This window comes from Raineyella antarctica, assembly GCF_900092135.1.
Classification (GTDB): domain Bacteria; phylum Actinomycetota; class Actinomycetes; order Propionibacteriales; family Propionibacteriaceae; genus Raineyella; species Raineyella antarctica.
In genome coordinates this window covers 48,138-70,639 of sequence record NZ_FMYF01000003.1, presented here as the reverse complement: position 1 = coordinate 70,639, position 22,502 = coordinate 48,138, and the positions used below count along the sequence as shown (strand labels likewise).

Below are 22,502 nucleotides of genomic sequence, written 5' to 3'. Positions count from 1 at the left end.
ATGCTGGAATGGCTGGTCGCCTCGGCACTCGCCGGTGCCGTCGCCCTTCTCGTGCCGCCCGGCTCCGGGGCCCGTCGCCGGCTGGCCGACCCTGCCCGGCGGAAAGGCCCAGGAGCATGGTGGGACCATTGCTGCCGCCCCGTTCCCGGAGCCCTCGGCTCCGAGGCGCGGGTGCGGATCGCGATCACGGCGGGGGCGGTCGGGGCCCTCGTCTCGCTGGCCGCCGGTGCAGTGGGGCTCTTCCCGACGCTCACCGGAGTGCTGGCGCTCGCCGCATACGTCGCCAGTGGACGGATCATCGCCCCGACCGAGCGGAACCGTCGAGCCCGGCGGCGGGCCGACCTGCCGGGAGCACTTGAACTGATGGCCTCCTGCTTGCGCGCCGGGCTGCCGGTTCGGGGTGCCGCGGCTGCGGTCGCCGCAACCCACGGTGACCCTCTCGCCGACGACATCGGGATCGTGCTGGCGCAGATCGCGATCGGGGACTCCGAGTCACGCGCGTGGCTCAGGCTGGCCGAGGACGAGTCCTGGGGGCTGGTCGCCCGCGACCTGGCCCGCTCCGTGGAGAGCGGCACCACCCTGGTCGAGCTGCTGCTGACCCATGCGGACCGGGCCCGCCGGGAAGGGCACGCCGCAGTGGTGGCCGCGGCTCGAACAGTCGGGGTCCGCAGCGTGCTCCCGCTGATGACGTGCTACCTCCCGGCGTTCATGCTGGTGGGCATCGTGCCGATCATCGCCGGTGCGGTTCCGACCCTGCTGACCTGAGCGGCCGGACGAATCTGCGGGGGCCTCGGGGCGAAGCTGTGCCCTTGGGGCCCCGTCCCGATCATGTCCGCCCGTAGCGGCCCACGCAGGTAGCGCCGGGGCGCCTTCGCCGGAGGCCCGTGTCCGCCGGCTGTTGTCCCACCGGCCGCGGGTCGACCTCGTACCTGCCCGAGGGGCCGCCACGAGGCCGGGTCAGCGGTCATCCGAGGCATCCCGGTCGGCTGCGCTCCGCTGGCAGGTCGGGGAGCTCCTCTGTCCACAGGGGCGGCGCCGCACCGGTCGTTGTCCACAGCCGGAGGGGTGCCAGGGAGCCGCGGCTGCTGCGCGACCCACCCTGTGATCGAGCCCGGCGCCATCGCAGCGTCGGCCACACCGAACAGGGGGAACCCATGAACACCGACATCACCCGCATCGCACCACGCCGGACCGGTGGCTTCGTAGCACGCCTGGCCCGGCGACTGCGCCCCGCGTCGCGCGACGAGCGAGGCATGGCCACCGCCGAGTACGCCGTCGGGACGATCGCGGCGGTGGCGCTGGTCACCGTTCTGATCAACGTCTTCCGCAACGACAAGTTCTTCGACATCCTGCTCCAGCTCGTCATCGCCATCTTCAAGTCCGTCCTGGGCGTCTAGGGCTTCGGTCTGTGAGCCACGGCTTCGGCGGCCGTGCGCAGGTGCGGCCGCCGAAGCTCGGTCCAACGGGAGGAGAGATTGATGTCCGACGCGCACAGCCGGGACAGGCGAGGCATGGTCACGGCGGAGCTGGCCCTCGGCGCAGTGGCGGTCGTCATGATCACCGTGGTGCTGGCCTGGGGCCTGCACCTGGTCACCAGCCAGTTGCTGCTGGAGGACACGGTCGCGGAGGTCGCCCGCCAGGCCGCCCGCGGCGACCGGGCAGCCGTCGCCTCGGCCCGTTCCGACGCACCGCCCGGGACGAGGCTCGAGGTGCTCCAGGAGAGTGGCGCGTTGGTGGTGCGTGCCGAGCTGGACAGTGGGCCACCGACGCATCCGCGGGCAGTGGTGCTGACGGCCGAGGCGAGGGTGATCGCCGAGCCGGGCACCCCTGTGGTCACGGGACGATGAGGGACGAGCGCGGGTCGGGGACCCCGCTGCTCCTCGCCGCCCTGGCGGTACTCATCATCGTCGCCTGGGTCGGAGCCGTCGGAGGATCGTACGCGATCGCCCTGCACCAGGCCCGGGGTGTCGCGGATCGTGCCGCCCTGGCCGGGGCATCGGCGTATGCAAACGGCGCCGACGCCTGCCAGGCCTGCCGGCGCCAGCTGGCGGCCGAGGACCCGACGGCCGAGATGACTGACTGTCGGCAGAGTGGGGACATCCAGAGGTACGTGGTCAGCGTGCAGCTGGAGCGACCCGTCGGTGTGTCGGTGCCGGGCCTGCCACGCAAGGTACGGACGACGGCCCACGCCGGACCGGTCACGATCGGCACCGGACCCGGAGCGGGAAGATGATCGATGGGCCTGTCGGGGAGGTCAGTCCCGGACGGGGGTGCTCTGGCGGCATCGGCACCGCCACGATCCGGCCTGTCCCACCCACAACGTCGAATGGCGCCACACCCCGGACCCTCGCCGGGCGAGGTAGGTCAGGACCACGAGGCTGGGACCGGGCCGGTCGGCGACCAGATCCTCGATGGCGGGTCGGTAGGCGGCATCGGCACACATCACCTCCAGTGCCTCCCGGCGTGCGAGCAGCCGCCCGTCCCGGTGCACCATGGTGAACTCGGAGTCGACCCACATGTCGAGGACGGTCTGGTCCGCGAACGCCTCGGGCCTCAGCAGTGCGATCTCGGCATTCGTGCAGAACGCCACAGGATCCCGCTCGATGGCCCCGCGAGAGGCATCCACCAGAACCTCGGGCCGGGCAGCGACGAAGGTACCGCGCCGGCCCTCCGTGCGGATGTACCCGGCAGCCTCGAGCTCCCGGTAGACCCGGGCCGCCGTGTTGTTCGCCAGACCCGTCTGTCGGGCCAGCTCCCGCACCGTCGGCAGGCGGCTGTCAGCCTCGAGTTCGCCGGTGTCGATCTGGGCGGCGATGCGACGACGCAGCTGCTCGTACGGTGGTACCGACGACCTGGTGTCGATGATCATGGTGCTGTCGACCTCCTCGGCCGTCGGCCCGGTCACCGTCCGGGCGTTTCTGGAAGACTACCGCCGTCCTTCCCCGCCGTCGGGTCCCCCATGACCATCGGTCCTGGGTGACCGTGGGGTCCCACCTGACCGTACGCTCGGGCGCATGGATTCATGGTTCGAGACGTTCTGCCAGGAGTTGCTCATCCGACGGGCGCAGTCCGGTTCGGGACAGGGACTGGTGCTGGCCCGGGAGGACTTCGGCCTGGTGCTGCACGCCGACGGCGACTGGTCGGCCGTACCGGTGCGGGCCCTCGTCCAGGGCCTGGCGCCACGTTGGGTGGCGATGTTCCGTACGGCGGTGATGCCGTTGGTCGAGCAGGACCCGGCGACCGGCCTGCCCTGGGAAGCGGGGGAGGCCGTGGGCTACCGCGCGCGAGACGATGCCCGCGAGGGGGTCGTGGCGGACGTGCTGGTCATCGACCTGCTGGACGCGGCTCGGGGGAGCGGGCAATGGGTGCTCGGCTACGAGATCAACGACCGTGGCGTCTCGTTCGCCGAGGCGATCCGGGTGGGGGAGTGTGCGGAGGAGATCCTGGCCCTGAGCGGGCTCGAACCCCGCGACCCGGGCAGGATCCCCACCCCGGACGGGACGGGCCGCCTCTCGCGGGCCCAGGGCCGACTCACCCTCGACCTGGGGGGAGCCCACCTCGGGGTGCGTCGGCTGGTCGAGTCCGGTGGGCACGGCTTCGCGTACGCCAGCGAGGCGTACGCCCCGACCCTGACGGAGTCGGGGATCGCTCCGGTCGAGCTGGTCACCCTGGACATCTGAGGCCCTCCGGCACAACCGGTGAGGTGTTCGAAAAAATGTCAGACCCCTCGAGGAGGCTGGAGCCACCTTCCCGAGAGGAGCACCCACCATGACCGCTCTCATCGATGTCGACCGGATCGTCGCAGAATTCCTGCGTGAGCGGGCCGGCGACCGCACCTTCCACCCCGTCCCTTCGACCCCGGCTCCATGCCCCAGCTGGTGCTGCCTGACACCGGGCCACCCCTACCTCGCGGAGCATCCGGGCGGTCTGCAGTCGCGCTACCACGAGTCGGCCGTCGTCGCCTCACGCGACCTGGCCGGTGGCGGACGACTGGAGGCCCGCCTGCTGGCAGACGACTACCGCACCTCGTCCGGGCGCAGGTCCCTGACCGACCCCCGGATCATCGTCCAGGGGCCCGTCGGCGACGCACTGGACGCCATGGACGTCGAGCAGGCCCGCGCACTGGCGGGCCTGCTGGTGGAGGCGGCCGATCACCTGCAGGGGAAGCGGCTGAGGGCGGCCTGACCCTGCCCCGGGCTCACTCGACGTCGTCCTGGAAGGGACGCACCTCCACCACCTGGCGGCAGGCGGCCGAGGCGTGCTTGGCAATCTCCAGGGCCTTGTCGAGGTCATCGGCGCGTACGACCCAGAAACCGCCGAGGTGTTCGGGGCCGGGCAGGTACGAGCCGCGGTGCATCGTGGCGTGCTCCGAGGTGGCATCGACGATCGTGGCGGCGGTCGACGGCTTCAGGCCGCCGGCGAAGACCAGGCGGTCCTCGGTGACGAGACTCTGGTTGAAAGCGTCGACGTCGGCGAAGATCTGTTCCACCGTGACATCGGCCGGCACGGTGTTGTGGTCGCCGTGGTGGACGCTGAGCATGAACTGCATGGTCGATTCCTCTTCTGGGTGGACTGCCGGCGTGACCGACGCTACCGGCACCCACCCGGCCGCGACAGGGGCACGGCCTACCCTCCTCGCACCCCAGTCGGACCCCAGTCGCCCACCAGCGGCCCAGGTCAGGATGGACATGTCCGGTTCACCCGGGCGGTGCGACACAAGTTCCTTGAGGGAGCGCCCGGTTTCTGGCGGGGGGTCAGAAGCCGTGGCGTTCCCTCAGGCCACCGAACCAGTCGGCGACCAAGGGGATGCCCCAGGCCTCGCACAGGCGCTCGGCCTGATCCGCATGGGTACTTGCCAGGACGTCATCTCCTGCTGCCGCGGCGGCACAGGCCAGGAAGCAGTCGATCGGTCCCAGGTGCATCGCCGACCCGGCCGAGGCGGGGCGGCCTGCGTACGGCACCAGCCAGGCGTACGCCTCGCGGCCCAGCGACGGCAGGCCCAGACCGAGGGCGACCTCGGCGGCCAGGGAGGTGTTGAAGGTCCCAAGGTAGGTCGCGGCGCCCAGCTCGACGCCTCGCAGCTCGTGCGTGGCGCGGGCCCGCTCCGTCTCCCCGACGCGCAGCCACATGGCGGCAACTGTGGACCCCGGCGGTAGGTACGGCAGGTCGTCGAGGGCAGCCAGCTGGGACACCAGGGCGGCCCTGTCCCCGGACCACATGTCGAGGATCATCCGGGTGGCACTGAGCCCGTTGTACATCTGCTGCAGCCGGAAGGTGGAGACCAGGCTCTCGGCGCGCGCCAGGGCAGCGCGGGCGCCCGAGTGGTTCCCCGCCATCGCCAACCACGGCGCCCGCAACAACTCGACCACGGGCAGGACCGACCAGACGTGATGGCGGCCGGCGACGTCCGCCACCTGGGGCAGCAGTGCGGTCATCCTGTCCAGGTGGCCGTTCTCGGCCTCGAACACGGCTGTGAAGGCGAGCGCCAACGCCAGCAGCGGGGGATCGTCGGCGGTCCTGGCCGCAGCCAGCACGCGCCGGGCCTGGGCCAGCCGCCACGGCGCGGTATCGGCGCGCCAGCGGGCGTTCATCGCGGCCAGCCGCACCGAGGTGAGCAACTCCGCGTCTCCGATCCGCTCGGCCATCGCGAGGGCCGCCTCGACCAGCGCGTCGATCCGCTCCGGAACGGCCACGTAGTAGGACTCCAGGGCCAGGGCCACCAGGACCCGGGTCCGCTCCGGCGCATCCTGGTCGGGGAGCCGCTCGAGCAGCTTCTCCAGGGCAGCAAGCCTTCCCCTGTTGGCCGACCGGTAGGCCTGGCCGTGCCAGACGCTCCCCGTCGTCCCGGCGGTGGCCGCCCGGCACATCAGATGGAGGTCGTCGGCGGCCACGGCCAGCGCGAGGGCCTCGTCGAGGGCCTGGTCCGCCTGCTCCGAGCGGCCGGCCAGCCGACACGCCTCCGACCAGCGCAGCAGCAGTGCATGGCGGGCGGGCAGGGGCACCTCGGGGTCGCGGCGTTGGGCCTCCACCGCCTCCGCCAGCAGGTCTGCCTCCTCCTCGATCGCGAACACCTCGTGGGCAACGTCGGCGGCGCGGACCGCTGCCCGCCAGGCCTGCGGGGCGAACGGGGCTCCTGCGCGTCGCCAGTGGTAGGCCAGCGCCGAGCGGCGCTTGTGGTCCCGCAGGCCGGGACCGCCCTGGAGCGTCCGGGCGATGGCCGCGTGCCAGGTGGACCTCTCGGCACGCGGCAGCGCGGCCAGGAGCGCCTCGCGGATCACCTCATGGGAGAAGGCGAACGACTCACCGTCGCCGGCCCCGACCAGCCCGTCATCCACGGCCGGATCCAGCGCGGTGACGACCGCAGCCTCCGACTCTCCCAGGACGGAGGCGAGCATGTCGGTGCTGAAATCCTTGCCCACCACGCTCGCGGCGTGGAGTGCCCGGACGGTTGCCGCCGGCAGCGCGCCCACGCGGGCCGCGACGATCTGCCGGAGTCCGCCCGGGATCGCCTCGGCGGGACCGGAGCCGGCCCGGGCCAGCTCGGCCACGTAGAGCGGGCTGCCGCCGGTGCGCTGCATCAACTCCTCGGCCGCAGCCCGGTCGGGGGTGGTCCCGGCCAACTCGGTGACCAGGGCGGCGACCGCGTCGGTGTCCAACCCGTGCAGGTCGATCCGGCTGTAGCCGGCGCGGGCCAGGGCGCCGGGCAGGCCGCTCTCGACCAGTGTGGCGGTGGGGTTGCCGCGACCGGTCAACACCACGGCCAGCCGGTCACCCCCCAGCGCCGAGACCAGGTGACCAAGGGCCCGCAGGGTCGAAGCGTCGGCCCAGTGCATGTCTTCCAGCACCAGCAGCACGGGACGGACCCGGGCGGCGGCCCGGACCGTGGCGGCGATGTCCTCCCAGAGCCGGAACTGTGCGGCGTGCGGATGCTCCTCCGCCCGGATTCCGGCGGCGAGGTCGGGCACCGGCACACCGCAGCAGGCGTGCAGCTGCTCCATCGGGCGCTGCAGGGGCCACAGCGGCGGTGCCCCCGCCTCCTCCAGCCCCGCACCCACTGCCGTGCAGAAGCCCCGCGAGGTGGCCTCGGCGAGGAGTTCGGCGACCAGCCTGGTCTTGCCCATCCCCGGCTCGCCGACGATGGCTGCGCAGCGGGGGATCCCCCGGCCAGCCTCGTCGAGCAGGGCCACCAGTTCGGCGTACTCGCGGTCCCTGCCGACGAGGGTCGGCCGGAGTCGGTGGCGTGGGGTGACATCGAGGGGCAGGTTCGGGACGGCCGGCGGCTCGTTCTGGGTCCGGCCCGCCGGGGCGTGGGGGGAGGGGAGGTCGTGTCCGGTTGCCCGACCCCCGGGGGCCGGTCGTGCCGACGCAGGTGTCGGGCCGTACTGGCCGGTCGGACCGTTCGCCATCCGGCCGCTCACAGGTGGGGCGGGCGGGGGAGCGGGGGCCGGGGGCGGGGGAGTGCGCCGGCCCACTGCAACCGGACTGGCGCCGTGGGCGGCGTACGGGGCCTGCCGCGAGACGTCGGACCGGCGGGACTGGGGCGCCGAGTCCCGCCGGTAGAGGCCGAGGTCCTGGCGCAGGATGTCCTGCTCCAGGTCGCGGACGTCCGCGCACGGCTCCAGGCCCAGGTCCCGGCGCAACGTACGACGCAGTTGGCGCAGCACGCCGAGGGCATCGGCCTGGCGTCCGCTCCGGGCCAGTGCGAGGGCCCGCAGCAGCCAGACGTGCTCGTGCAGCGGGTTGTGGGCGGCCAGTGCCTCGAGCCCGGCCAGACAGTCGCGATCCTCGCCGAGGGCCAGCTGGAGCATCGCCACGCGCTCGGCGGCAGTGGTCCGCAGCTCCTCCAGCCGGGCCCGCTCGGCGACCGCGATCGGGGCGTCCCCCAGGTCGTCGTACGGCCTGCCCTGCCACAGTGCGAGAGCCTCCCGGAGTCGGTCGATCGCCTCATCGAGCACCGGTGCGTCGGAAGGCCGGGCGTCGGGTCGGTTCGGGTCGGCCACCAGGGCGGCGGCGTGCGCGGTCGAGGCCACCAGCCGGGCGGCGACGTCGGCATCGATGTGTCCGGGCGGCAGGTCGAGCACGTAGCCGGTGTGGGTCCGTCGCAGCACCTGTGCCTCCGTGCGGGGCAGGCGCTGGGGCTCCAGCAGGCGGCGCAGCTCGGCGACGTATCCCTGCAGGGTGTTGGTAGCCCCGGCCGGCGGGTGTTCACCCCAGAGGGCGGCCTGCAGGCGGTCGGCCGACAGCGGCACGCCTCCGGCGAGTGCGAGGGTGGCCAGCAGGATGCGGTGCTTCGGGGCGCCGAGTCGTACGTCCCGCCCCGCCACCGTCAGCCGCGTCGGACCCAGGACCGCGACGCGGGGCAGCCCGGTCGATCCGCTGGTCGATCCCGATGACGTGACCGATGACAACTGATCGCCACCCACCTTTCCTCGACCCGCGCGCCTCCTCCGATCGTGTCACAGCTCACACCCAGTCGGAAGGGCCGGGACGGAATCGGGTGAGGCTGCGCGGGCCGGGTTGCCCCACGACCGCGGGCACGGAGGGGAGGGACGTGCAGGAGGGGGCACCATGGGGGCATGGACAGAGAGACACGCTTCCAGGCCGAGGTGGAGGACATCGACCGGGCCCTGCAGGAGGGCCGGATCGACGAGAACGCCGCGACCGCGCTGCGCGAGGGTGCGATGGCCGACTACGACCGCGCCGGGTACACGTGGTGGAAGGTGCTGGGCGGGATGGTGACGGTGGTGGCCGTGATGATCCTGGTGTTCCAGCTCCTCAGCAGCCGCTGACCCGCGAGGTCAGGCGTGCCGCACGGGACGACCGGCTTCCCGGCTTTCACCGGTCGCGGCAACAATGGACGTCATGACCCAGTCCTGGCCTGACCTTGCCCCCATCCGTACCGTCGTCGGCCCTCGCGCCGAGGGGCCGGACGGACGCCCGCTGCTCCTGCTGCTGCACGGGTACGGGTCCAACGAGAACGACCTGCCCGGCATCGTGGCGCACCTGGGACAGGGATGGGACTGGGTCTCGCCGCGCGGCCCGTACGACATCCCCGGTGGGGGAGCCGCCTGGTTCCCGATCAGCGTTCCCGGCCGCCCCGAGCGCGGACCCGTCGAAGCGGCGCTGGCGGGGCTGCTGGCCTGGCTCGACCAGACGGTCGACGGCCAGCCAGTGGTGCCGATCGGGTTCTCCCAGGGCGGCATGATGGTGACCGAGCTGCTGCGCGCCCGACCCGACACCTTCCCGGCCGGGGTCGTGCTGTCCGGATTCGTCGCGCCGGGGACCTCGCCGGGTGATGCCCGGCTGGCCGGGCGCAAGGTGCCGCTCTTCTACGGCCGCGGCGCGGAGGACCGTGGGATGATCCCGGCCGAGGCGTTCGAGCGTACGGAGGACTGGGCCCGCGAGCACGCCGACGCGACGATCAAGGTCTACCCAGGCCTGGCCCACTCCATTGCGGTCGAGGAGCTCGCCGACGTGGCGGCGTTCCTGGGTGGCCTCGGGCTGGACGCGGTCGCTCCGAGCGAGCGGTAAGCCTGTCGGCGGGAACCGGGCGCCCCTACGAGGAGCATTCGTCGATGGACGCGCGGCCCTGGCACGGGCCGAGTCGTGGTGTGAGCATCCCCTACGGGATTCGAACCCGCGCTGCCGCCTTGAAAGGGCGGTGTCCTAGGCCACTAGACGAAGGGGACCCGGTGGCTGGCCACCGCGGCGTACGACCCGGGGGTCGCGAACCGACGACCAGCATAGCCCACGCGGGCACCACCGTCAGACTGGTGCCGGGCCGGGTGGGCGCGTCGCCCGGGCGGCCGCCCACCCGGGGCCCGGGCACTCCTCGATGCACCTCAGTTGACGCTGACGTGCACGTGGTCGTAGTGGTTGGCGGTGTACGACCCGCGGTCCGCCATCGGCCGCCACCCCTCCGAGGCTCGGGCGACGCTCCAGATGTGCTGGCGCCAGATGATGTACGAGACGTCGTACTGCTGGGCGTTCGCCTGCAGGTAGGCGGCGATCGCGTCGCCGGTCGGCTTGTTGGTGGTCGACCAGTTGGGGATCATCATGTCCACCGCCCGGCCGTCGTTGTGGTCCGAACCGGGCTCGATCCGCGTGCCGTAGTAGGGGCCGACCACCGGCCAGCGCGACTCCACCGTGTTCACGATCGGGGTGATGGCGGGCACCGTGGTGCCCAGGCCGACCGATCCGACCAGGGCCGAGGCCAGGAACGAGGAGTTGCTGATCGGCTCCACGACAGTCGACGGAGCGGGCTGGGAGGAGGTCAGGTACTGGCTGGAGACCCAGCGCTGGGCGCCCTGCCAGACCACCTCGCTCCAGCCGTTCGAGGTCCGGCCGGTCACGCCGATCTGCTGGCTCCGCTCCAGGGTCGTCACAACGGCGTAGCTGGTGGCCGGCCCGGTGCGTACGTTCACCGAGGCGGTGGCGTACATCGTCTCGGTGCTGGTGACGGGCTCGGCGACCGGCAATGTCACGCTGGTGCCCGAGCCGGCCGAGAGGTAGGAGCTGGCGACCCAGCGCAGCGACCCGTTGAGGGAGATCTGCGTCCAGCCGTCCTGGGTCGTGCCGGTCGTCGTCACCGCGGTGCCGCGGGCAAGGGTGGTGATGATGCCGTAGCTGGTCGAGGGGCCGCTGCGGACGTTGAGGTTCGTCGTGGTGGTGGCGGTCCCGGTCGTCACCGGAGCAGGCGCGGTGGCCGAGGTGGTGAGGTAGACGGTGGAGACCCAGTACAGGCTGCCGCTACGGCTGATCTGCGTCCAGGTGCCCGACGTCTGGCCCGTCAGGGACACGGAGGTGCCCTTGCCGAGGGTCGTTGCCACGGGGTAGGTCGTGGCGGGACCGGTGCGGACGTTGAGGTTGGCGGTGGTGGTGGCGGTCCCGACGATGGTCGTGGATCCAGTCGTGGAGTCGGCGGCGCGATAGGTGGTGTCACCGGTGACGTACCGGCTGGCGACGAAGACCCGTTTGCCGTACAGGTCGACGGGGGTCCATCCGCCGGTGGAGTCACCCAGCGCGGTGATGCGTTGGCCGGTGGCCAGTCCGCCGACCACCGGGTAGGTGGTCCCCGGTCCCGAGCGCAGGTTGACTCCGGTCGTCGCCGTCAGCCAGTCCCCTTGGGCGGACTGCGAGAGTGGTCCGAGGACCATCCCGGAGACGGTGACCAGTCCGGCGAGAGTCCCCGCCGCCGTGGTCCGTATGAGGGCGCGCAAAATAATGCCCATTGTTCTTCCCCTCCCGGCGGACTTCCCGGACCGCCGTGACAGCGGGCACCAAGGTGCCCGAAACGGCCGCCGCGGGCTCTTCCCCGGGTTCCTGCCCTTCCCCGACAGGAGACCCTGCCCGCGACGGCTCTTCCGGCGGACACTAGTTACTACGCCGGGCGTACGGAACCCTGAAGCTCGAGTGCAGGTTGATGAAATCGTGATCTGGGCGGGAGCGGACACCTCGGGGCGCCACACGCCCAAGGTGAACAGCAGGTAAACGAAAGGTGTCCGGAGGGGGTATATTGGGAGACATCGCAGGGGCGCAAGGGCTTCTGCACCATGAGCGCCACGAGCGCGAGAGGGAGGGGGCATCATGCTGACCAACGAGGAACTTGAGGCCCGCTACGCCTATGACCTGGCACAGCTGGCGGACCATTACGAGGGCGTCTTCACCCCCGAGGAGGTTGCGGATGCCGTCGCGATCGCCCGCGAGCACCTGGAGAAGCAGGCGAGCGTCACCGACTTCCTGCCGTTGCTGGTGTCCCGGATGGCCAAGGAAGGCCTCCTCGCCCGCGCTCAGGCCCAGGGGCGGATCGCCAAGGCCCTGCCCGAGGTCCTCTTCGTCTCCGAACAAAACAGTGCCCGCTCCCATCTGGCGGCCGCGCTGTGCAGCCACTTCGCCAACGGCCAGGTGAACGTACGCTGCGCCGGCCTGCATCCGCGAGGTGGCCTGGACCGAGACGTCGTCACCGTGCTGGCCGAGCGCGGGATCAACCTGAAGAACCCCTACCCGATGCCGTTCACCAGCAGCCTGCTCGGCGCGGCCGATGTCGTGGTCACCCTCGGCGTGCCGGAGTTCTTCGAGTTCCCGGGCAAGCACTGGGTGAACTGGGACATCCCGCCGGTGAGTGGCGAGGGTCTGGGTGCGATGCGTGCGGTGGCCGACGAGCTCGAGGTCCGGATCCGTGAGCTGCTGGACACCGAGGTGTCCATCGCCGCCTGAGCCAAGGCGGTGTCGGTAAGCTGAGGGCCCCGGGTCCTTAGCTCAATCGGCAGAGCAGCGGACTTTTAATCCGCGGGTTGTGGGTTCGATTCCCACAGGACCCACACCGCGACGCCCGACCATCTAATGGTGGTCGGGCGTCGCCGTTTCTGCCGCGTCGCGCCTCGATTCGCCGCGTTCGGTTGCCCGGGTGGAGGGGGTTCACGTACACGCGTTCGTTTGTTATGGAATCGTTGCAGATCAACGGTGAAGCTTAGGTTGAGAGTCCGCGTGTCGAGGGTGGCTGTGGAACGACTGAGGGCAGGCTGGGTGCGGATCGACAGATCCGGCGTTTCTTCCCCAGTTACCGCCGCTCCACTAGGAGAGTCATGACTCACGCCACCTTCCCTCCTCGTCCGGTCCGAGCGCTCGCCGTTGCCGGGGCCATCGGCCTGGCCGCTTCCCCGTTGGTGGCTGCGACTGCCTATGCGGCTCCCGGCACGATCAAGGTGGTCCAGTCCGGCTCGAGTGACCAGGGCAACGCCGACAACCCGCAGATCACCGGCTGCAGCTTCGACCTGCGGATCACCGGTGCCGACAAGGGAACCCATAACGTGACCTTCGAGCCGCGACCGCCGAGCGCCGACATCCCCGGTGTCCAGGGGGCTGCGCAGGTGGCGATCTCCAAAGACAAGGGCGACGCGACGTCGTCCTACACCTTCATCGCCATCGAGCCGTTCGAGGTCCCTGCGGACGGCTTCCACGTGAAGGCCAATGTCACATCCGACGGTGACCAGAACGTACGATCGACCACCTTCCGGATCAAGGACTGCAACCCGACAGCTGTTCCCGAGAAGGTGAACTCGGGGCTGAGTGGTGGTAGAGGTGGCGTGGTCGCGCTCGGCCTCGGCGGTGCCGCCATCGTGACCCTGGCCGCGCTCGGTCTGCGTGCCCGTCCCCAAAGCTGATCGTTCATCCATCGGTCCGGCTCCGCCGGAACGCCAGTACGGCTCCTGCCTCACCCACCCACATGTCCTAGCCCACCAGGAGGGGACGTGACCCAGCCCATCCGCACCATTGCCGCCATCGCCGTCCTCGCCCTGGCCTCGAGCCCCGTCGCCGGGGTCGCCACGGCCGCCGATCTCCTCCAGGCCCCCACCGGTGCACAGGCGCAGGACCCCTCGGCCTGGACCGCCGTGGTCTCGCGCTCGTACGCCAAGCAGTACTCCGACGTCGGGTGCGCCGTCGTCCCCGCCGCTGCGGCCACCGAGACGGCGTACGACCTCGGTCCCACTCCGGCGGGGACCTGGATGTTCGCCGTCGTGACATCACCCCAGGCCAGCCGGCAGTACGGTCCGGCTGAGCTGGACGGCACCCATGTGCCGGCCGGTGCGGACACCATACTGGTGATCGGCTGCCACGGGCTGCCGGCGGCCCACGCCGAGTTCGGCTTGCGATCTGCCGCCTCCGGTCCGGTCACCGCCGACACCCAGGACGCCACGCCCACTCCCACCTCCCCGCCCACCGCGACGCCCTCGCCGACTGGGACGCCCTCGCCGACCGGGACGCCCTCGCCGACCGGGACGCCCTCGCCGACCGCGACCCCCGCCGTTCCGGGCGCCATTGCCGCAGGTATCGGGGGCGGCGCCGGGGGCTTCGTCGTGCTTGCCGCAGGCGTCCTCGCCGTCATCGGCCTCGCCCTGCGGGGGCGCCGGATCCGCAACCGCCGCGACCACTGACCGGCTCCACCCATCGGCCGCGCACCCCGGTCACCCGTCGCACCCCGCCCGTCGCACACCGGACCCATCCCGCCCGCACCCCGCCGTACGACCCCTCCCGTCCCACCAGCGACCAGCCGGAAGGAGCGCCATGAGACTGCTGTCGCATCGTGGTGCGCGCCTGCCCACCTGGCTGCTGATGGTTCTCGGGGCGCTGGTCCTGGTCGGCGGTCCGTCTGCCATCGTCTGGGCCGGCTACCTGTCGTCGACGGCGGTGGCGGTGCCCGCCGCACCGGCAGCCTCCACCGACCCGCTGCACCTGACGATCGACTCGCTGGGGATCAGGAACGCCCAGGTCCTGCCGATGGCGATGGAGGGCGCGGCGCTCAACCCGCCGGACAACCCCCGGATGGTCGGCTGGTGGAACCACTCGGCCGATGCCGGCGCGGACCGGGGCACCACGCTGCTCACCTCGCACAAGGTCGAGGGCGGCAACGGCGTCTTCGAGCACCTGGTCCAGGTCCAGCCCGGTGCGGAGATCATGATCCACGGCGAGACCGGCAGCTTCACGTACGTCGTCCGGGACGTCCGTGTCCTGCACAAGGACCAGCTCGCCGCCGAGGCACCCCAGCTCTTCTCCCAGGACGGGCCGCACCGCCTCGTCCTGGTCACCTGCGAGGACTGGGACGGTCACGGCTTCACCGCCAACTCCGTGGTGGTGGCGACGCCGAAGGGCGACCCGGTGGCGAACTAGGGACCGGCTGCGCGGCATAGTGGAGCCCGTGAAGGACTCCATGCTGACCGCCCAGTCCCGTTCCCGCGCCCTCGAGGACATGGTCGACACCGGCCTCGACGTGCTGGTGGTCGGCGGCGGGGTGACCGGGGCCGGTATCGCGCTGGACGCCGTCACCCGCGGGTTGCGCACCGGAATCGTCGAGATGCAGGACTGGGGCGCCGGCACCTCCTCGCGCTCCTCCCGACTGGTCCACGGCGGACTGCGCTACCTCTACCAACTCGACCTGCGACTGGTCTCGGAGTCCCTCGCCGAGCGCGGACTGCTGCTGGACACGATCGCCCCGCACCTGGTCCACGCCCAGCCCTTCCTCTGGCCGCTGCGACTCCCCCTGGTCGAGCGCCTCTACAGCGCCGTCGGGATCGGCGCGTACGACGTGATCGCGCGCTTTCGCGGTGGCCGGGTACCGATCCAGCGCCACTACGACAAGGCCGGCGCCCTCGGCATCTTCCCCGACATCCGGCCCAGCCGGCTGGTCGGGGCGATCCGGTTCTACGACGCCCGGGTCGACGACGCCCGGCTGGTGGTCGACCTGGTCCGCACCGCCGTCTCGTACGGCGCGCAGGCCGCGTCCCGGACCCGTGTGGTCCGGCTGGTCCGCAACGGGCAGCTGGTGACCGGCGCCGTCCTGCGCGACCTGGAGACCGGCGAGGAGCGTACGGTCCGCGCCCGGCACGTGATCAACGCCACCGGCGTGTGGACCGACGAGGTCGAGAAGCTCGCCGGTACCCCCGGCAAGGGCCCCAAGGTGCTCGCCTCGAAGGGCGTCCACATCGTCGTGCCCAAGGAGCGGATCCGTGGCCGGACCGGCCTGTTCCTGCGCACCGAGAAGTCGGTGCTGTTCATCATCCCGTGGCCCGACTACTGGGTGATAGGCACCACCGACACGGCCTGGACCGAACAGCGCGAGCACCCGGTCGCCACCGCCGCCGACATCGACTACATCCTGGAGCACGCCAACCGGGTGCTGCGCTCACGGCTGACCCGCGACGACATCCTCGCCTCGTACGCCGGTCTGCGCCCGCTGCTGCAGCCGCTCGGCGCGAGCGCTGCCGACTCGGCGAAGGTCTCCCGCGAACACGCCGTCGTCTCGGTGGCCCCGGGCCTGTCGGCGATCGCCGGCGGCAAGCTGACCACGTACCGCAAGATGGCCGAGGATGCCGTCGACTTCGCGCTCGGCCCCGAGCGGGCGCGGGTCCAGCCCTCGATCACCAAGCGGGTCCAGCTCGTCGGTGCCGTCGGCTACGAGGCGACCCGGGCGCAGGCCGCCGCCCACGCCCACCGACTCGGCTGGGACCAGCAGCGGACCGCCCACCTGCTGTCCCGCTACGGCTCGGAGCTGACGGTGCTCGCCGACATGGTGCGGACCGACCCGCAGATGGGGCTGCCGCTGGCAGCGGCCCCGACCTACCTGCGTGCCGAGGTCGCCTTCGCCGTCACCCACGAGGGTGCCCTGCACGTCGAGGACGTGCTGCGGCTGCGGGTCCGGCTGGCGTACGAGCAGCGGGACGGGGGAGTGGCGGCCCTGGACGAGGTCGCCGCGGTGATGGCGCCGCTGCTCGGCTGGGACCAGGCCCAGGTCCTGCGGGAGAAGGAGTCCTACCGCGCACTGGTCGAGGCCCAGCGGGCGGCGAGCGAGGCGCCCGACGACGCGACCGCCTCGGCGGTGCGCCGTTCGGTCCCCGACCTCGTCCCGGTGGAGGTTCCCGACGGCGTCTGAACGGGGGCGGGCTACGTCCTGCCACCGCGCCGTACGATCCGCCTCCTGGCAGCTGCGGACGGCCGCAGCGCGCCGGCCCCCCACGCCGTAACCTCGGGAGCAGACAAGCGATGCGCCGGGCCGTACGCCGGGCGGAGCCGAGGACGGGCGGGAGACCATGGGCGAGAACGTCGAGCCGGACCAGCAGGCCGGACAGACCTCCGGAGCAGGCTACGTGGTGGCCGCCTCACTACCGGACCGCGCGACCGTGGCGCGGCTGGTGGAGATCGACTCGACCGGCTTCCGGATCGCCGGGCCGGCCCGGGTACACACCTACCGGGCGGGCTCGCTGATGCTGACCGACCACGGACCGGTCACCGGCACCGCCGCCGCGGTCCTCGAGCAGCTCACCGGCGCCACCCCCGACGCTCGCGCCCAGTGGCGCGACGGCATCGGGGACGGGGCCGTGGTGGGTCGATCGTCCTTGCCCGACACGACGGAGGGGTTCGTCGTGGCCGACGGTCGGCTCTGGTCGGTGGCGCTGACCGGTGTGGTCGGTTCGGTGCCCGCGGATGTCGTCGTCGAGCGGCTGCTGCGGGCCGTCACCGGCCACTAGGGGCCTACGGCTCAGAGCCGGCGCAGGAACTCCGGGTCGTTGTCGGGGGCGGAGTCGCGGGGGTCTCCGCCGCGGCCCCCGCCACCCGCATTGCGGCGACCCCAGACCAGCCAGGCGATCGCACCGGCGAACGGCACCAGGACGATCAGGGCGAACCACATCCACTTGGGCATGAAGTTGACCTTCACCGAGTCCGTCTGGGCCATGTCGGTGATCGCATAGATGGCCAGCATCACGGCGATGAGGATCGGGAGGTAGCGGCCCATGTCACGAGTGTAGGGCAGTGGTCCAGCCCTCAGGCGGGGATCGAGAGCCCCGCCAGCAGGCCCAGTGCGCAGACCAGTTCGGCGATCCCCGTCATCTTCAGCACCCGGACCAGCGGCATGCCGGTGGCCCCCGTGAGGAGGACCCGGGCGGGCCCGGCCACCGGCAGTACGAAGAGCAGCCCGAGCAGCGCCCACCAGCGTCCCGAGGCCGCGGCGACGGCGACCACCGCGATGGCGGTCAGGACCAGCAGGACGACGAAGAACCAGCGGCTGCCGCGGTCGCCCAGCCGGGTCTCCAGGGTCCGCTTGCCCGAGACCACGTCGGTGGCGATGTCGCGCAGGTTGTTGGCGACCAGGATCGCGCAGGCCAGCGAGCCGATCGCTACCGCCGCGGCCAGGCTGGCCCAGGTCACCCGGCCGACCTGCACGTACGTGGTACCGCAGACCGCGACCAGCCCGAAGAAGACGAAGACGAACACCTCGCCCAGCCCCAGGTAGCCGTACGGGTGCTTGCCGCCGGTGTAGTACCAGGCGGCCAGCACGCTGGCCGCCCCGACCAGCAGCAGCCACCACTGCTGGGTGAGCAGCACCAGTACCAGGCCGGCCACCACGCCGATGCCGAAGCACAGGAAGGCCGCGCGCTTGACCACGTGCGCCGGTGCCGCGCCCGAACCGACCAGGCGCTGCGGGCCGACGCGCTCGGCGGAGTCGGTGCCACGGATGCCGTCGGAGTAGTCGTTGGCGTAGTTCACCCCGACCTGCAGGGCCAGCGCCACCACCAGCGCCAGGACTGCGTGCACCGGCCGGAACGAGCCGGCCGCGACAGCGGCGCCGCTCCCGGCCAGGACGGGGGAGAAGGCGGCGGGCAATGTCCGCAGGCGTGCGCCCTCGACCCAATCGGCGACAGTGCTCACGCCAGCTCCTTGTGCATCGATTCCCAGGCCCCGAGCAGGGCCCGGCGATCGATCTTGCCACTACTCGTGGTGGGCAGCACATCGACGTGGGACAGCCCGCGCGGCAGGGCCTGGTGCGACAGGTCGGCGGCGAGCGCCGTCCGCAGCGCGGCCAGGGACGTACGGGCCGTGGTGACGACCACCACGCGGGTCCCCCAGACCTCGTCGGGCACCCCCAGCGCGACCAGTTCGGTGGTCCCGATCGCACGGCGCGCGGCGGCCTGGACAGCGGCCAGGTCGACGTTGAGGCCACCGGAGACCACCACGTCGTCGATCCGGCCGAGCAGGTGCAGCCTCCCGTCGGGACCGACCTCGCCCCGGTCGCCGGTCAGCAGCACCGGGCCGCCGTCAGGGCCGGGGAGCACGCCGAGGGCAGCGGCGGTCAGGTCCGGACGGCCCAGGTAGCCGGAGAACAGCACCGGTCCGGTGATCCCGACCCGCTGGTCGGCCGGGTCGACGGTGATCCCGACCCCCGCCAGCGGCCGGCCGTCGTACACGCAGCCCCCGCAGGTCTCGCTCATGCCGTAGGTGGTGACCAGTCGCAGCCCCTCGTCGCGCAACTGGGCCAGCAGGTCGGGGTCGACCGCGGCACCGCCGAGCAGGATCGCGTCGAAGCCGGCCAGTGCAGCCAGGGCCGCCCGGTCCTGTCGCAGCCGGGCCAGCTGGGTCGGCACCACCGACAGGTAACTGGGGCTGCCGGCCCGGGCCGGGGTGGCAGACAGGTCGGCGAGGTCGGTGCGGGCCAGGTGCAGCGCGCGGTCCGCCAGCAGTGCGCGGCAGACCACCATCGCCCCGGCGACGTAGTGCGGGCCCAGCGCCAGTGTCCACTCACCCGGGCCGGAGAGCCGGTCATCGGTGGCGGCGGCCGCGGCGCGGATCGCGGACGCCGACAGCATCACCCCCTTGGGCGTGCCGGTGGAACCGGAGGTCGAGACCACCAGCGCGACGTCCTCGGGCAGTGCCCCAGGCTCCTCGGCTGCGGCGAGCATCCGCCGTACGGCCGCCTCCTCCACCGGATCCGGGGGCAGCGGGGCCAGCACGTACGAGCCCTCGAGCGCCCCGGCGAAGGCGTCGGTCAGCTCGTCGGACGACAGCCCTGCGGTGGGCAACGGGCGCAGGAGGGGGGCGGACACCCGACCAGCGTACGACCGGCCACCGCGGCTCCCGGTGGGCGACGAGGAGCGATCGGCGCAAGCAGGGCGGACGCGCGGGCATAGGGTCGGCCCATGGACACGTACGTGTACGCCATCCCGCTGCGCACCCGCTTCCGCGGCATCGACGTACGCGAGGGCCTGCTCTGGGAGGGGCCGGCCGGCTGGGCCGAGTGGAGCCCGTTCCTGGACTACTCCGGCGCCGAGCTCGTGCCGTGGCTGCGCGCGGCCCGGGAGGCGGCCGAGCGGCCGTGGCCGGCGCCGGTCCGGGACCGGGTGCCGGTCAACGTCACCGTGCCCGTCGTCGGCCCCGACCAGGCCCACGCCATCGTGACCGGTTCGGGGTGCCGGACCGCCAAGGTCAAGGTCGCCGACCCGCGGACCGTACTCGCCGAGGACATCGCCCGGCTGGAGGCGGTGCGGGACGCACTGGGCCCCGCCGGCCGGCTGCGGATCGACGCCAACGGCGCCTGGGACGTCGACACCGCCCGCCGGAACCTCGCCGAACTGGCCCGCTTCGACCTGGAGTACGCCGAGCAGCCCTGTCCGGACGTGGAGGACCTCGCGGCACTCCGCCGGCACCTGGCCCACGACGGCATCGACGTGCCGATCGCCGCCGACGAGTCGATCCGGCGCTCCGGTGACCCGGAGCGGGTCGTCGCACTGGAGGCCGCCGACGTCGCGGTGCTGAAGGTCCAGCCGCTCGGCGGCGTCGCCGCCTGTCTGGAGCTGGCCGAGCGCCTCGGGCTGCCGGTCGTGGTGTCCAGCGCGCTGGAGACCTCCGTCGGGCTGGCCGCCGGCCTGGCGCTCGCGGCCGCGCTGCCCGAACTGCCGTACGCCTGCGGGCTGAACACCTCCCGGCTGCTCGTCGACGACGTGGTCGACGAGCCACTCGCGGCCGTCGACGGCTGGATGGAGGTCCGCCGGCCGGTGCCCACCCCGACGCGCCTGGCGGCGCTCGCCGCCGATCCGGCCACGGCCGGGAAGTGGGCCCGGCGCAGGGAGGCGACCGGTAGGTTGGCCGGATGAGCCCGGAGCACACGAGCCCGGACCACACCAGGCCGGCGCACACCAGCCCGGCGCAGACCAGGGAGGACGCATGAACCCGTCGACAGCACTCGCCCGCGCGGTCATCGCCCAACTCGTCGCCAACGGCGTGGAGCACCTGGTGGTGTGCCCCGGCTCGCGCAACGCCCCGCTGCTGCTGGCCGCCCACCTCGCCGCGGCCGCCGGGCGGCTGCGGCTGCACGTCCGCCACGACGAACGGGTCGCGGGTTTCACCGCGCACGGCATCGCCCGGGTGACCGGCCTGCCGGTCCCCGTCGTCGTCACCTCCGGGACTGCCGTGGGCAACCTGCTGCCGGCAGTGATGGAGGCGTCACACACCGGCGTCCCGCTGGTCGTGGTCTCGGCCGACCGTCCCACCGGCATGCTCGACACCGGGGCCAACCAGACCACCAACCAGGTCGGGATCTTCGGCACCTTCGTCCGCGCCGAGGCCAACCTGGAGGCCGACGCCGGACCCCTGGCCGTCCGGCACCAGGTCGCCCGGGTCCTCGCCTCGGCCGACGGGATGCGCACCCGCGCCCCGGGCCCAGGACACCTGAACGTACGACTCGCCGCCCCGCTCGTCCCCGACCCGGGCGACCGGGGCCTGGACTGGCTGGACGTCGACGCCCCCTCCATCGCCCCGCTCGGAGCCGGCATGCTGACCGAGCTGGAGCCAGGTCCGCGGACAGTGGTCCTGGTCGGCAGCGGCCAGCCCTCGACCGGTGCCCGGGCCCGGCGCAACGCCGAGGAGGCCGGCGTCCCGCTGCTCGCCGGCCCGATCTCCAACGCCCGTGAGGGGGCCGCGCTGGCCACCTACCGGCTGCTGCTCGACACCTCGCTCGCCGACCGGATCGAACGCGTGGTGGTCTACGGCCGCCCGACGCTGTCCCGGCCCGTCACCCGGCTGCTGTCCCGCAGGGACGTGGAGGTGGTGGTGGTCGCGGACTCCTCGGAGTGGAGCGACGTCGGCCTGCACGCCTCCGCCGTGGCCGACGAGGTGCTGCTGCCGGCCGGAGACCCCGACTGGCTGGCGGAGTGGCAGCGGGCCGACGCGCAGGCGTGTGAGGCGCTGGCCGGGATGCTGCGCGACCAGCCGGGACTGACCGGGCCCGAGGTGGCGGCGGCCGTGGTGGCCTCGGTCGGCCCGCAGGACGTGCTGCTGCTCGGCAACTCCCAGTCCTTGCGCGACGCCGACCTGGCCCCGGTCAGTCCGGCACCGGCCCACGTGATCGGCAACCGCGGCCTGTCCGGCATCGACGGACTGGTCTCCACGGCCAGTGGCGCCGCGATCGGGCTGGGACGGCCGGTCACCGCCCTGGTCGGGGACGTGTCCCTGGCCCATGACGGCGGGGGGCTGCTGATCGGCCCGGGCGAGGAGACCCCCGACCTGCGCGTGGTGGTGGTCAACGACGACGGCGGGGCGATCTTCCACACCCTCGAGCAGGGCGACCCGACCTACGACAGCGGACCGTACGCCGGCGCCTTCGACCGGCTCTTCGGCACCCCGCACGGCGTCGACTTCTCGGCCCTGGCCAGGGCGTACGGCTGGCGGCACCGCCGGATCACCGGCCGGGACGAGCTGGCCGCGGCGCTGGCGGCTCCCGTCACCGGGCGCGAGGTGCTCGAGGTGCCCCTGGACCGCGCGGACCGGCGGGCGTTCGAGGAGCGGATCCGCAGACTCGTCTGACGGAGAATGTCCCGGGGGCCGGGGGTGGTGGATCGCTCAGGCCTCGGGGCCCAGCAGGTCGAACTGGCCCTCGAGCTCCCGGCGACGACGGGCGGCGATCAGCATCAACTGCATCCCGGCACCGACGATGCCGAGCGTGGAGGCGGTGGCGATCGAGCTGGCCCAGGTCTCGCCGAGGAGGGTCCCCACGATGAAGCCGCTGAGCAGGAACACGAGCAGGAAGGCAGCGGCGGCGGTGGTGATGATCCGGACGTTCGTGGGGGCCATGGGGGTCTCCGATTGCAACGGGCGGTCTGCACTGACCGCGGGGCGTCCACCCACCGTATGTTGACGCGGGCCCCCGCACGATCACCGAAAGTCGATAATCGATGTGC

24 protein-coding genes and 2 tRNA genes are annotated in these 22,502 nt (G+C 72.5%); 17 read left to right on the top strand and 9 right to left on the bottom strand.

The window, feature by feature from the left end; translation table 11 throughout:
* The 4 genes from GA0111570_RS05135 to GA0111570_RS05120 all read left to right on the top strand — a co-directional run bounded on the left by GA0111570_RS05135 (window position 1) and on the right by GA0111570_RS05120 (window position 2,233).
* Complete coding sequence (locus tag GA0111570_RS05135; protein ID WP_175557332.1) at window positions 1–765, top strand: type II secretion system F family protein; 765 nt, start codon at window positions 1–3, stop codon at window positions 763–765.
* A 389-nt stretch (window positions 766–1,154) separates the two neighbouring features.
* A complete protein-coding gene (locus GA0111570_RS05130; protein ID WP_092607350.1) occupies window positions 1,155–1,397 on the top strand; it encodes a DUF4244 domain-containing protein in 243 nt (80 codons plus the stop codon).
* Between the two features lie 81 nt (window positions 1,398–1,478).
* Window positions 1,479–1,847, top strand: a complete 369-nt coding sequence (locus tag GA0111570_RS05125; protein WP_092607347.1) for a TadE family type IV pilus minor pilin — start codon at window positions 1,479–1,481, stop codon at window positions 1,845–1,847.
* A complete protein-coding gene (locus GA0111570_RS05120; RefSeq protein ID WP_092607344.1) occupies window positions 1,844–2,233 on the top strand; it encodes an Rv3654c family TadE-like protein in 390 nt (129 codons plus the stop codon). The genes GA0111570_RS05125 and GA0111570_RS05120 overlap by 4 nt, the downstream gene beginning before the upstream one ends.
* A 21-nt stretch (window positions 2,234–2,254) precedes the next feature.
* On the opposite strand, the gene GA0111570_RS05115 is transcribed toward GA0111570_RS05120, so the two are convergent.
* Window positions 2,255–2,905: a GntR family transcriptional regulator gene (locus tag GA0111570_RS05115; RefSeq protein WP_245703029.1), complete on the bottom strand. Its 651-nt coding sequence runs from the start codon at window positions 2,903–2,905 to the stop codon at window positions 2,255–2,257.
* Between the two features lie 109 nt (window positions 2,906–3,014).
* Between GA0111570_RS05115 and GA0111570_RS05110 the strand changes: the two genes are divergently transcribed.
* Together GA0111570_RS05110 and GA0111570_RS05105 are read left to right on the top strand one after the other, a co-directional pair.
* Window positions 3,015–3,680, top strand: a complete 666-nt coding sequence (locus GA0111570_RS05110; RefSeq protein ID WP_092607341.1) for a hypothetical protein — start codon at window positions 3,015–3,017, stop codon at window positions 3,678–3,680.
* Between the two features lie 88 nt (window positions 3,681–3,768).
* Window positions 3,769–4,185 (top strand): DUF6907 domain-containing protein, encoded by a 417-nt coding sequence (locus GA0111570_RS05105; protein ID WP_092607338.1) that lies wholly within the window; start codon window positions 3,769–3,771, stop codon window positions 4,183–4,185.
* Window positions 4,186–4,198: 13 nt separating this feature from the next.
* Here the strand turns inward: GA0111570_RS05105 and GA0111570_RS05100 are convergent, their stop codons facing one another.
* Together GA0111570_RS05100 and GA0111570_RS05095 are read right to left on the bottom strand one after the other, a co-directional pair.
* Window positions 4,199–4,549 carry a YciI family protein gene (locus tag GA0111570_RS05100; RefSeq protein ID WP_092607335.1) on the bottom strand — a complete coding sequence of 117 codons (351 nt, stop codon included), beginning with the start codon at window positions 4,547–4,549 and terminating at the stop codon, window positions 4,199–4,201.
* A gap of 205 nt (window positions 4,550–4,754) precedes the next feature.
* Window positions 4,755–8,423, bottom strand: a complete 3,669-nt coding sequence (locus tag GA0111570_RS05095) for an ATP-binding protein (RefSeq protein WP_092607332.1) — start codon at window positions 8,421–8,423, stop codon at window positions 4,755–4,757.
* A 153-nt stretch (window positions 8,424–8,576) separates the two neighbouring features.
* On the opposite strand from GA0111570_RS05095, the gene GA0111570_RS05090 reads away from it, so the two are divergent.
* Both GA0111570_RS05090 and GA0111570_RS05085 read left to right on the top strand, forming a co-directional pair.
* The gene (locus GA0111570_RS05090; RefSeq protein ID WP_092607329.1) at window positions 8,577–8,789 is read left to right on the top strand and encodes a hypothetical protein; all 213 of its coding nucleotides are present in this window, start codon (window positions 8,577–8,579) and stop codon (window positions 8,787–8,789) included.
* A gap of 73 nt (window positions 8,790–8,862) precedes the next feature.
* On the top strand, window positions 8,863–9,531 hold the full coding sequence (locus GA0111570_RS05085; protein ID WP_175557331.1) for an alpha/beta hydrolase: 669 nt from the start codon (window positions 8,863–8,865) through the stop codon (window positions 9,529–9,531).
* A gap of 85 nt (window positions 9,532–9,616) precedes the next feature.
* Here GA0111570_RS05085 and GA0111570_RS05080 read toward each other — a convergent pair.
* Both GA0111570_RS05080 and GA0111570_RS05075 read right to left on the bottom strand, forming a co-directional pair.
* Window positions 9,617–9,689 (bottom strand) — tRNA-Glu (locus GA0111570_RS05080).
* A gap of 153 nt (window positions 9,690–9,842) precedes the next feature.
* On the bottom strand, window positions 9,843–11,231 hold the full coding sequence (locus GA0111570_RS05075) for an SH3 domain-containing protein (protein ID WP_175557330.1): 1,389 nt from the start codon (window positions 11,229–11,231) through the stop codon (window positions 9,843–9,845).
* 355 nt (window positions 11,232–11,586) lie between these two features.
* Here GA0111570_RS05075 and GA0111570_RS05070 point away from each other — a divergent pair, with 355 nt between their 5' ends.
* The 7 genes from GA0111570_RS05070 to GA0111570_RS05040 all read left to right on the top strand — a co-directional run bounded on the left by GA0111570_RS05070 (window position 11,587) and on the right by GA0111570_RS05040 (window position 17,021).
* Entirely contained in the window at window positions 11,587–12,216 is a 630-nt protein-coding gene (locus GA0111570_RS05070) for an arsenate-mycothiol transferase ArsC (RefSeq protein ID WP_092607320.1), read from the top strand.
* A gap of 31 nt (window positions 12,217–12,247) precedes the next feature.
* Window positions 12,248–12,320: transfer RNA gene (locus GA0111570_RS05065), tRNA-Lys, on the top strand.
* A 264-nt stretch (window positions 12,321–12,584) separates the two neighbouring features.
* Window positions 12,585–13,163, top strand: a complete 579-nt coding sequence (locus tag GA0111570_RS05060) for a hypothetical protein (RefSeq protein ID WP_092607317.1) — start codon at window positions 12,585–12,587, stop codon at window positions 13,161–13,163.
* Window positions 13,164–13,250: 87 nt separating this feature from the next.
* Window positions 13,251–13,934, top strand: a complete 684-nt coding sequence (locus GA0111570_RS17605; protein ID WP_092607314.1) for a hypothetical protein — start codon at window positions 13,251–13,253, stop codon at window positions 13,932–13,934.
* Window positions 13,935–14,064: 130 nt separating this feature from the next.
* Window positions 14,065–14,667: a class F sortase gene (locus tag GA0111570_RS05050; protein ID WP_092607311.1), complete on the top strand. Its 603-nt coding sequence runs from the start codon at window positions 14,065–14,067 to the stop codon at window positions 14,665–14,667.
* 28 nt (window positions 14,668–14,695) lie between these two features.
* Complete coding sequence (locus tag GA0111570_RS05045; protein WP_342689709.1) at window positions 14,696–16,426, top strand: glycerol-3-phosphate dehydrogenase/oxidase; 1,731 nt, start codon at window positions 14,696–14,698, stop codon at window positions 16,424–16,426.
* A 157-nt stretch (window positions 16,427–16,583) separates the two neighbouring features.
* Window positions 16,584–17,021 carry a hypothetical protein gene (locus GA0111570_RS05040; protein ID WP_092607308.1) on the top strand — a complete coding sequence of 146 codons (438 nt, stop codon included), beginning with the start codon at window positions 16,584–16,586 and terminating at the stop codon, window positions 17,019–17,021.
* Window positions 17,022–17,032: 11 nt separating this feature from the next.
* Here GA0111570_RS05040 and GA0111570_RS05035 read toward each other — a convergent pair whose 3' ends face one another.
* The 3 genes from GA0111570_RS05035 to GA0111570_RS05025 are packed head-to-tail and all read right to left on the bottom strand — an operon-like array spanning window position 17,033 to window position 19,373.
* Entirely contained in the window at window positions 17,033–17,287 is a 255-nt protein-coding gene (locus GA0111570_RS05035) for a PLD nuclease N-terminal domain-containing protein (RefSeq protein WP_092607305.1), read from the bottom strand.
* Between the two features lie 29 nt (window positions 17,288–17,316).
* The gene (locus tag GA0111570_RS05030; RefSeq protein WP_092607302.1) at window positions 17,317–18,201 is read right to left on the bottom strand and encodes a 1,4-dihydroxy-2-naphthoate polyprenyltransferase; all 885 of its coding nucleotides are present in this window, start codon (window positions 18,199–18,201) and stop codon (window positions 17,317–17,319) included.
* Complete coding sequence (locus GA0111570_RS05025; protein ID WP_092607299.1) at window positions 18,198–19,373, bottom strand: AMP-binding protein; 1,176 nt, start codon at window positions 19,371–19,373, stop codon at window positions 18,198–18,200. Before GA0111570_RS05025 ends, GA0111570_RS05030 begins: the two co-directional genes overlap by 4 nt.
* 93 nt (window positions 19,374–19,466) lie before the next feature.
* On the opposite strand from GA0111570_RS05025, the gene GA0111570_RS05020 reads away from it, so the two are divergent.
* Window positions 19,467–20,420 (top strand): o-succinylbenzoate synthase, encoded by a 954-nt coding sequence (locus GA0111570_RS05020; protein ID WP_092607296.1) that lies wholly within the window; start codon window positions 19,467–19,469, stop codon window positions 20,418–20,420.
* Window positions 20,421–20,490: 70 nt separating this feature from the next.
* Entirely contained in the window at window positions 20,491–22,128 is a 1,638-nt protein-coding gene (menD, locus tag GA0111570_RS05015) for a 2-succinyl-5-enolpyruvyl-6-hydroxy-3-cyclohexene-1-carboxylic-acid synthase (RefSeq protein WP_092607293.1), read from the top strand.
* A gap of 36 nt (window positions 22,129–22,164) precedes the next feature.
* On the opposite strand, the gene GA0111570_RS05010 is transcribed toward menD, so the two are convergent.
* Window positions 22,165–22,395, bottom strand: coding sequence for a hypothetical protein (locus tag GA0111570_RS05010; protein ID WP_092607290.1), 231 nt, complete (start codon window positions 22,393–22,395; stop codon window positions 22,165–22,167).
* Between the last annotated feature and the right edge of the window lie 107 nt (window positions 22,396–22,502).

Bases quoted from the DNA above. Each gene is read 5' to 3' on its own strand.
- GA0111570_RS05135 (WP_175557332.1), top strand. From the start codon at position 1: ATGCTGGAATGGCTGGTCGCCTCGGCACTCGCCGGTGCCGTCGCCCTT.
- GA0111570_RS05130 (WP_092607350.1), top strand. From the start codon at position 1,155: ATGAACACCGACATCACCCGCATCGCACCACGCCGGACCGGTGGCTTC.
- GA0111570_RS05125 (WP_092607347.1), top strand. From the start codon at position 1,479: ATGTCCGACGCGCACAGCCGGGACAGGCGAGGCATGGTCACGGCGGAG.
- GA0111570_RS05120 (WP_092607344.1), top strand. From the start codon at position 1,844: ATGAGGGACGAGCGCGGGTCGGGGACCCCGCTGCTCCTCGCCGCCCTG.
- GA0111570_RS05110 (WP_092607341.1), top strand. From the start codon at position 3,015: ATGGATTCATGGTTCGAGACGTTCTGCCAGGAGTTGCTCATCCGACGG.
- GA0111570_RS05105 (WP_092607338.1), top strand. From the start codon at position 3,769: ATGACCGCTCTCATCGATGTCGACCGGATCGTCGCAGAATTCCTGCGT.
- GA0111570_RS05100 (WP_092607335.1), bottom strand. From the start codon at position 4,549: ATGCAGTTCATGCTCAGCGTCCACCACGGCGACCACAACACCGTGCCG.
- GA0111570_RS05090 (WP_092607329.1), top strand. From the start codon at position 8,577: ATGGACAGAGAGACACGCTTCCAGGCCGAGGTGGAGGACATCGACCGG.
- GA0111570_RS05085 (WP_175557331.1), top strand. From the start codon at position 8,863: ATGACCCAGTCCTGGCCTGACCTTGCCCCCATCCGTACCGTCGTCGGC.
- GA0111570_RS05075 (WP_175557330.1), bottom strand. From the start codon at position 11,231: ATGGGCATTATTTTGCGCGCCCTCATACGGACCACGGCGGCGGGGACT.
- GA0111570_RS05070 (WP_092607320.1), top strand. From the start codon at position 11,587: ATGCTGACCAACGAGGAACTTGAGGCCCGCTACGCCTATGACCTGGCA.
- GA0111570_RS05060 (WP_092607317.1), top strand. From the start codon at position 12,585: ATGACTCACGCCACCTTCCCTCCTCGTCCGGTCCGAGCGCTCGCCGTT.
- GA0111570_RS05050 (WP_092607311.1), top strand. From the start codon at position 14,065: ATGAGACTGCTGTCGCATCGTGGTGCGCGCCTGCCCACCTGGCTGCTG.
- GA0111570_RS05040 (WP_092607308.1), top strand. From the start codon at position 16,584: ATGGGCGAGAACGTCGAGCCGGACCAGCAGGCCGGACAGACCTCCGGA.
- GA0111570_RS05035 (WP_092607305.1), bottom strand. From the start codon at position 17,287: ATGGGCCGCTACCTCCCGATCCTCATCGCCGTGATGCTGGCCATCTAT.
- GA0111570_RS05020 (WP_092607296.1), top strand. From the start codon at position 19,467: ATGGACACGTACGTGTACGCCATCCCGCTGCGCACCCGCTTCCGCGGC.
- menD (WP_092607293.1), top strand. From the start codon at position 20,491: ATGAACCCGTCGACAGCACTCGCCCGCGCGGTCATCGCCCAACTCGTC.
- GA0111570_RS05010 (WP_092607290.1), bottom strand. From the start codon at position 22,395: ATGGCCCCCACGAACGTCCGGATCATCACCACCGCCGCCGCTGCCTTC.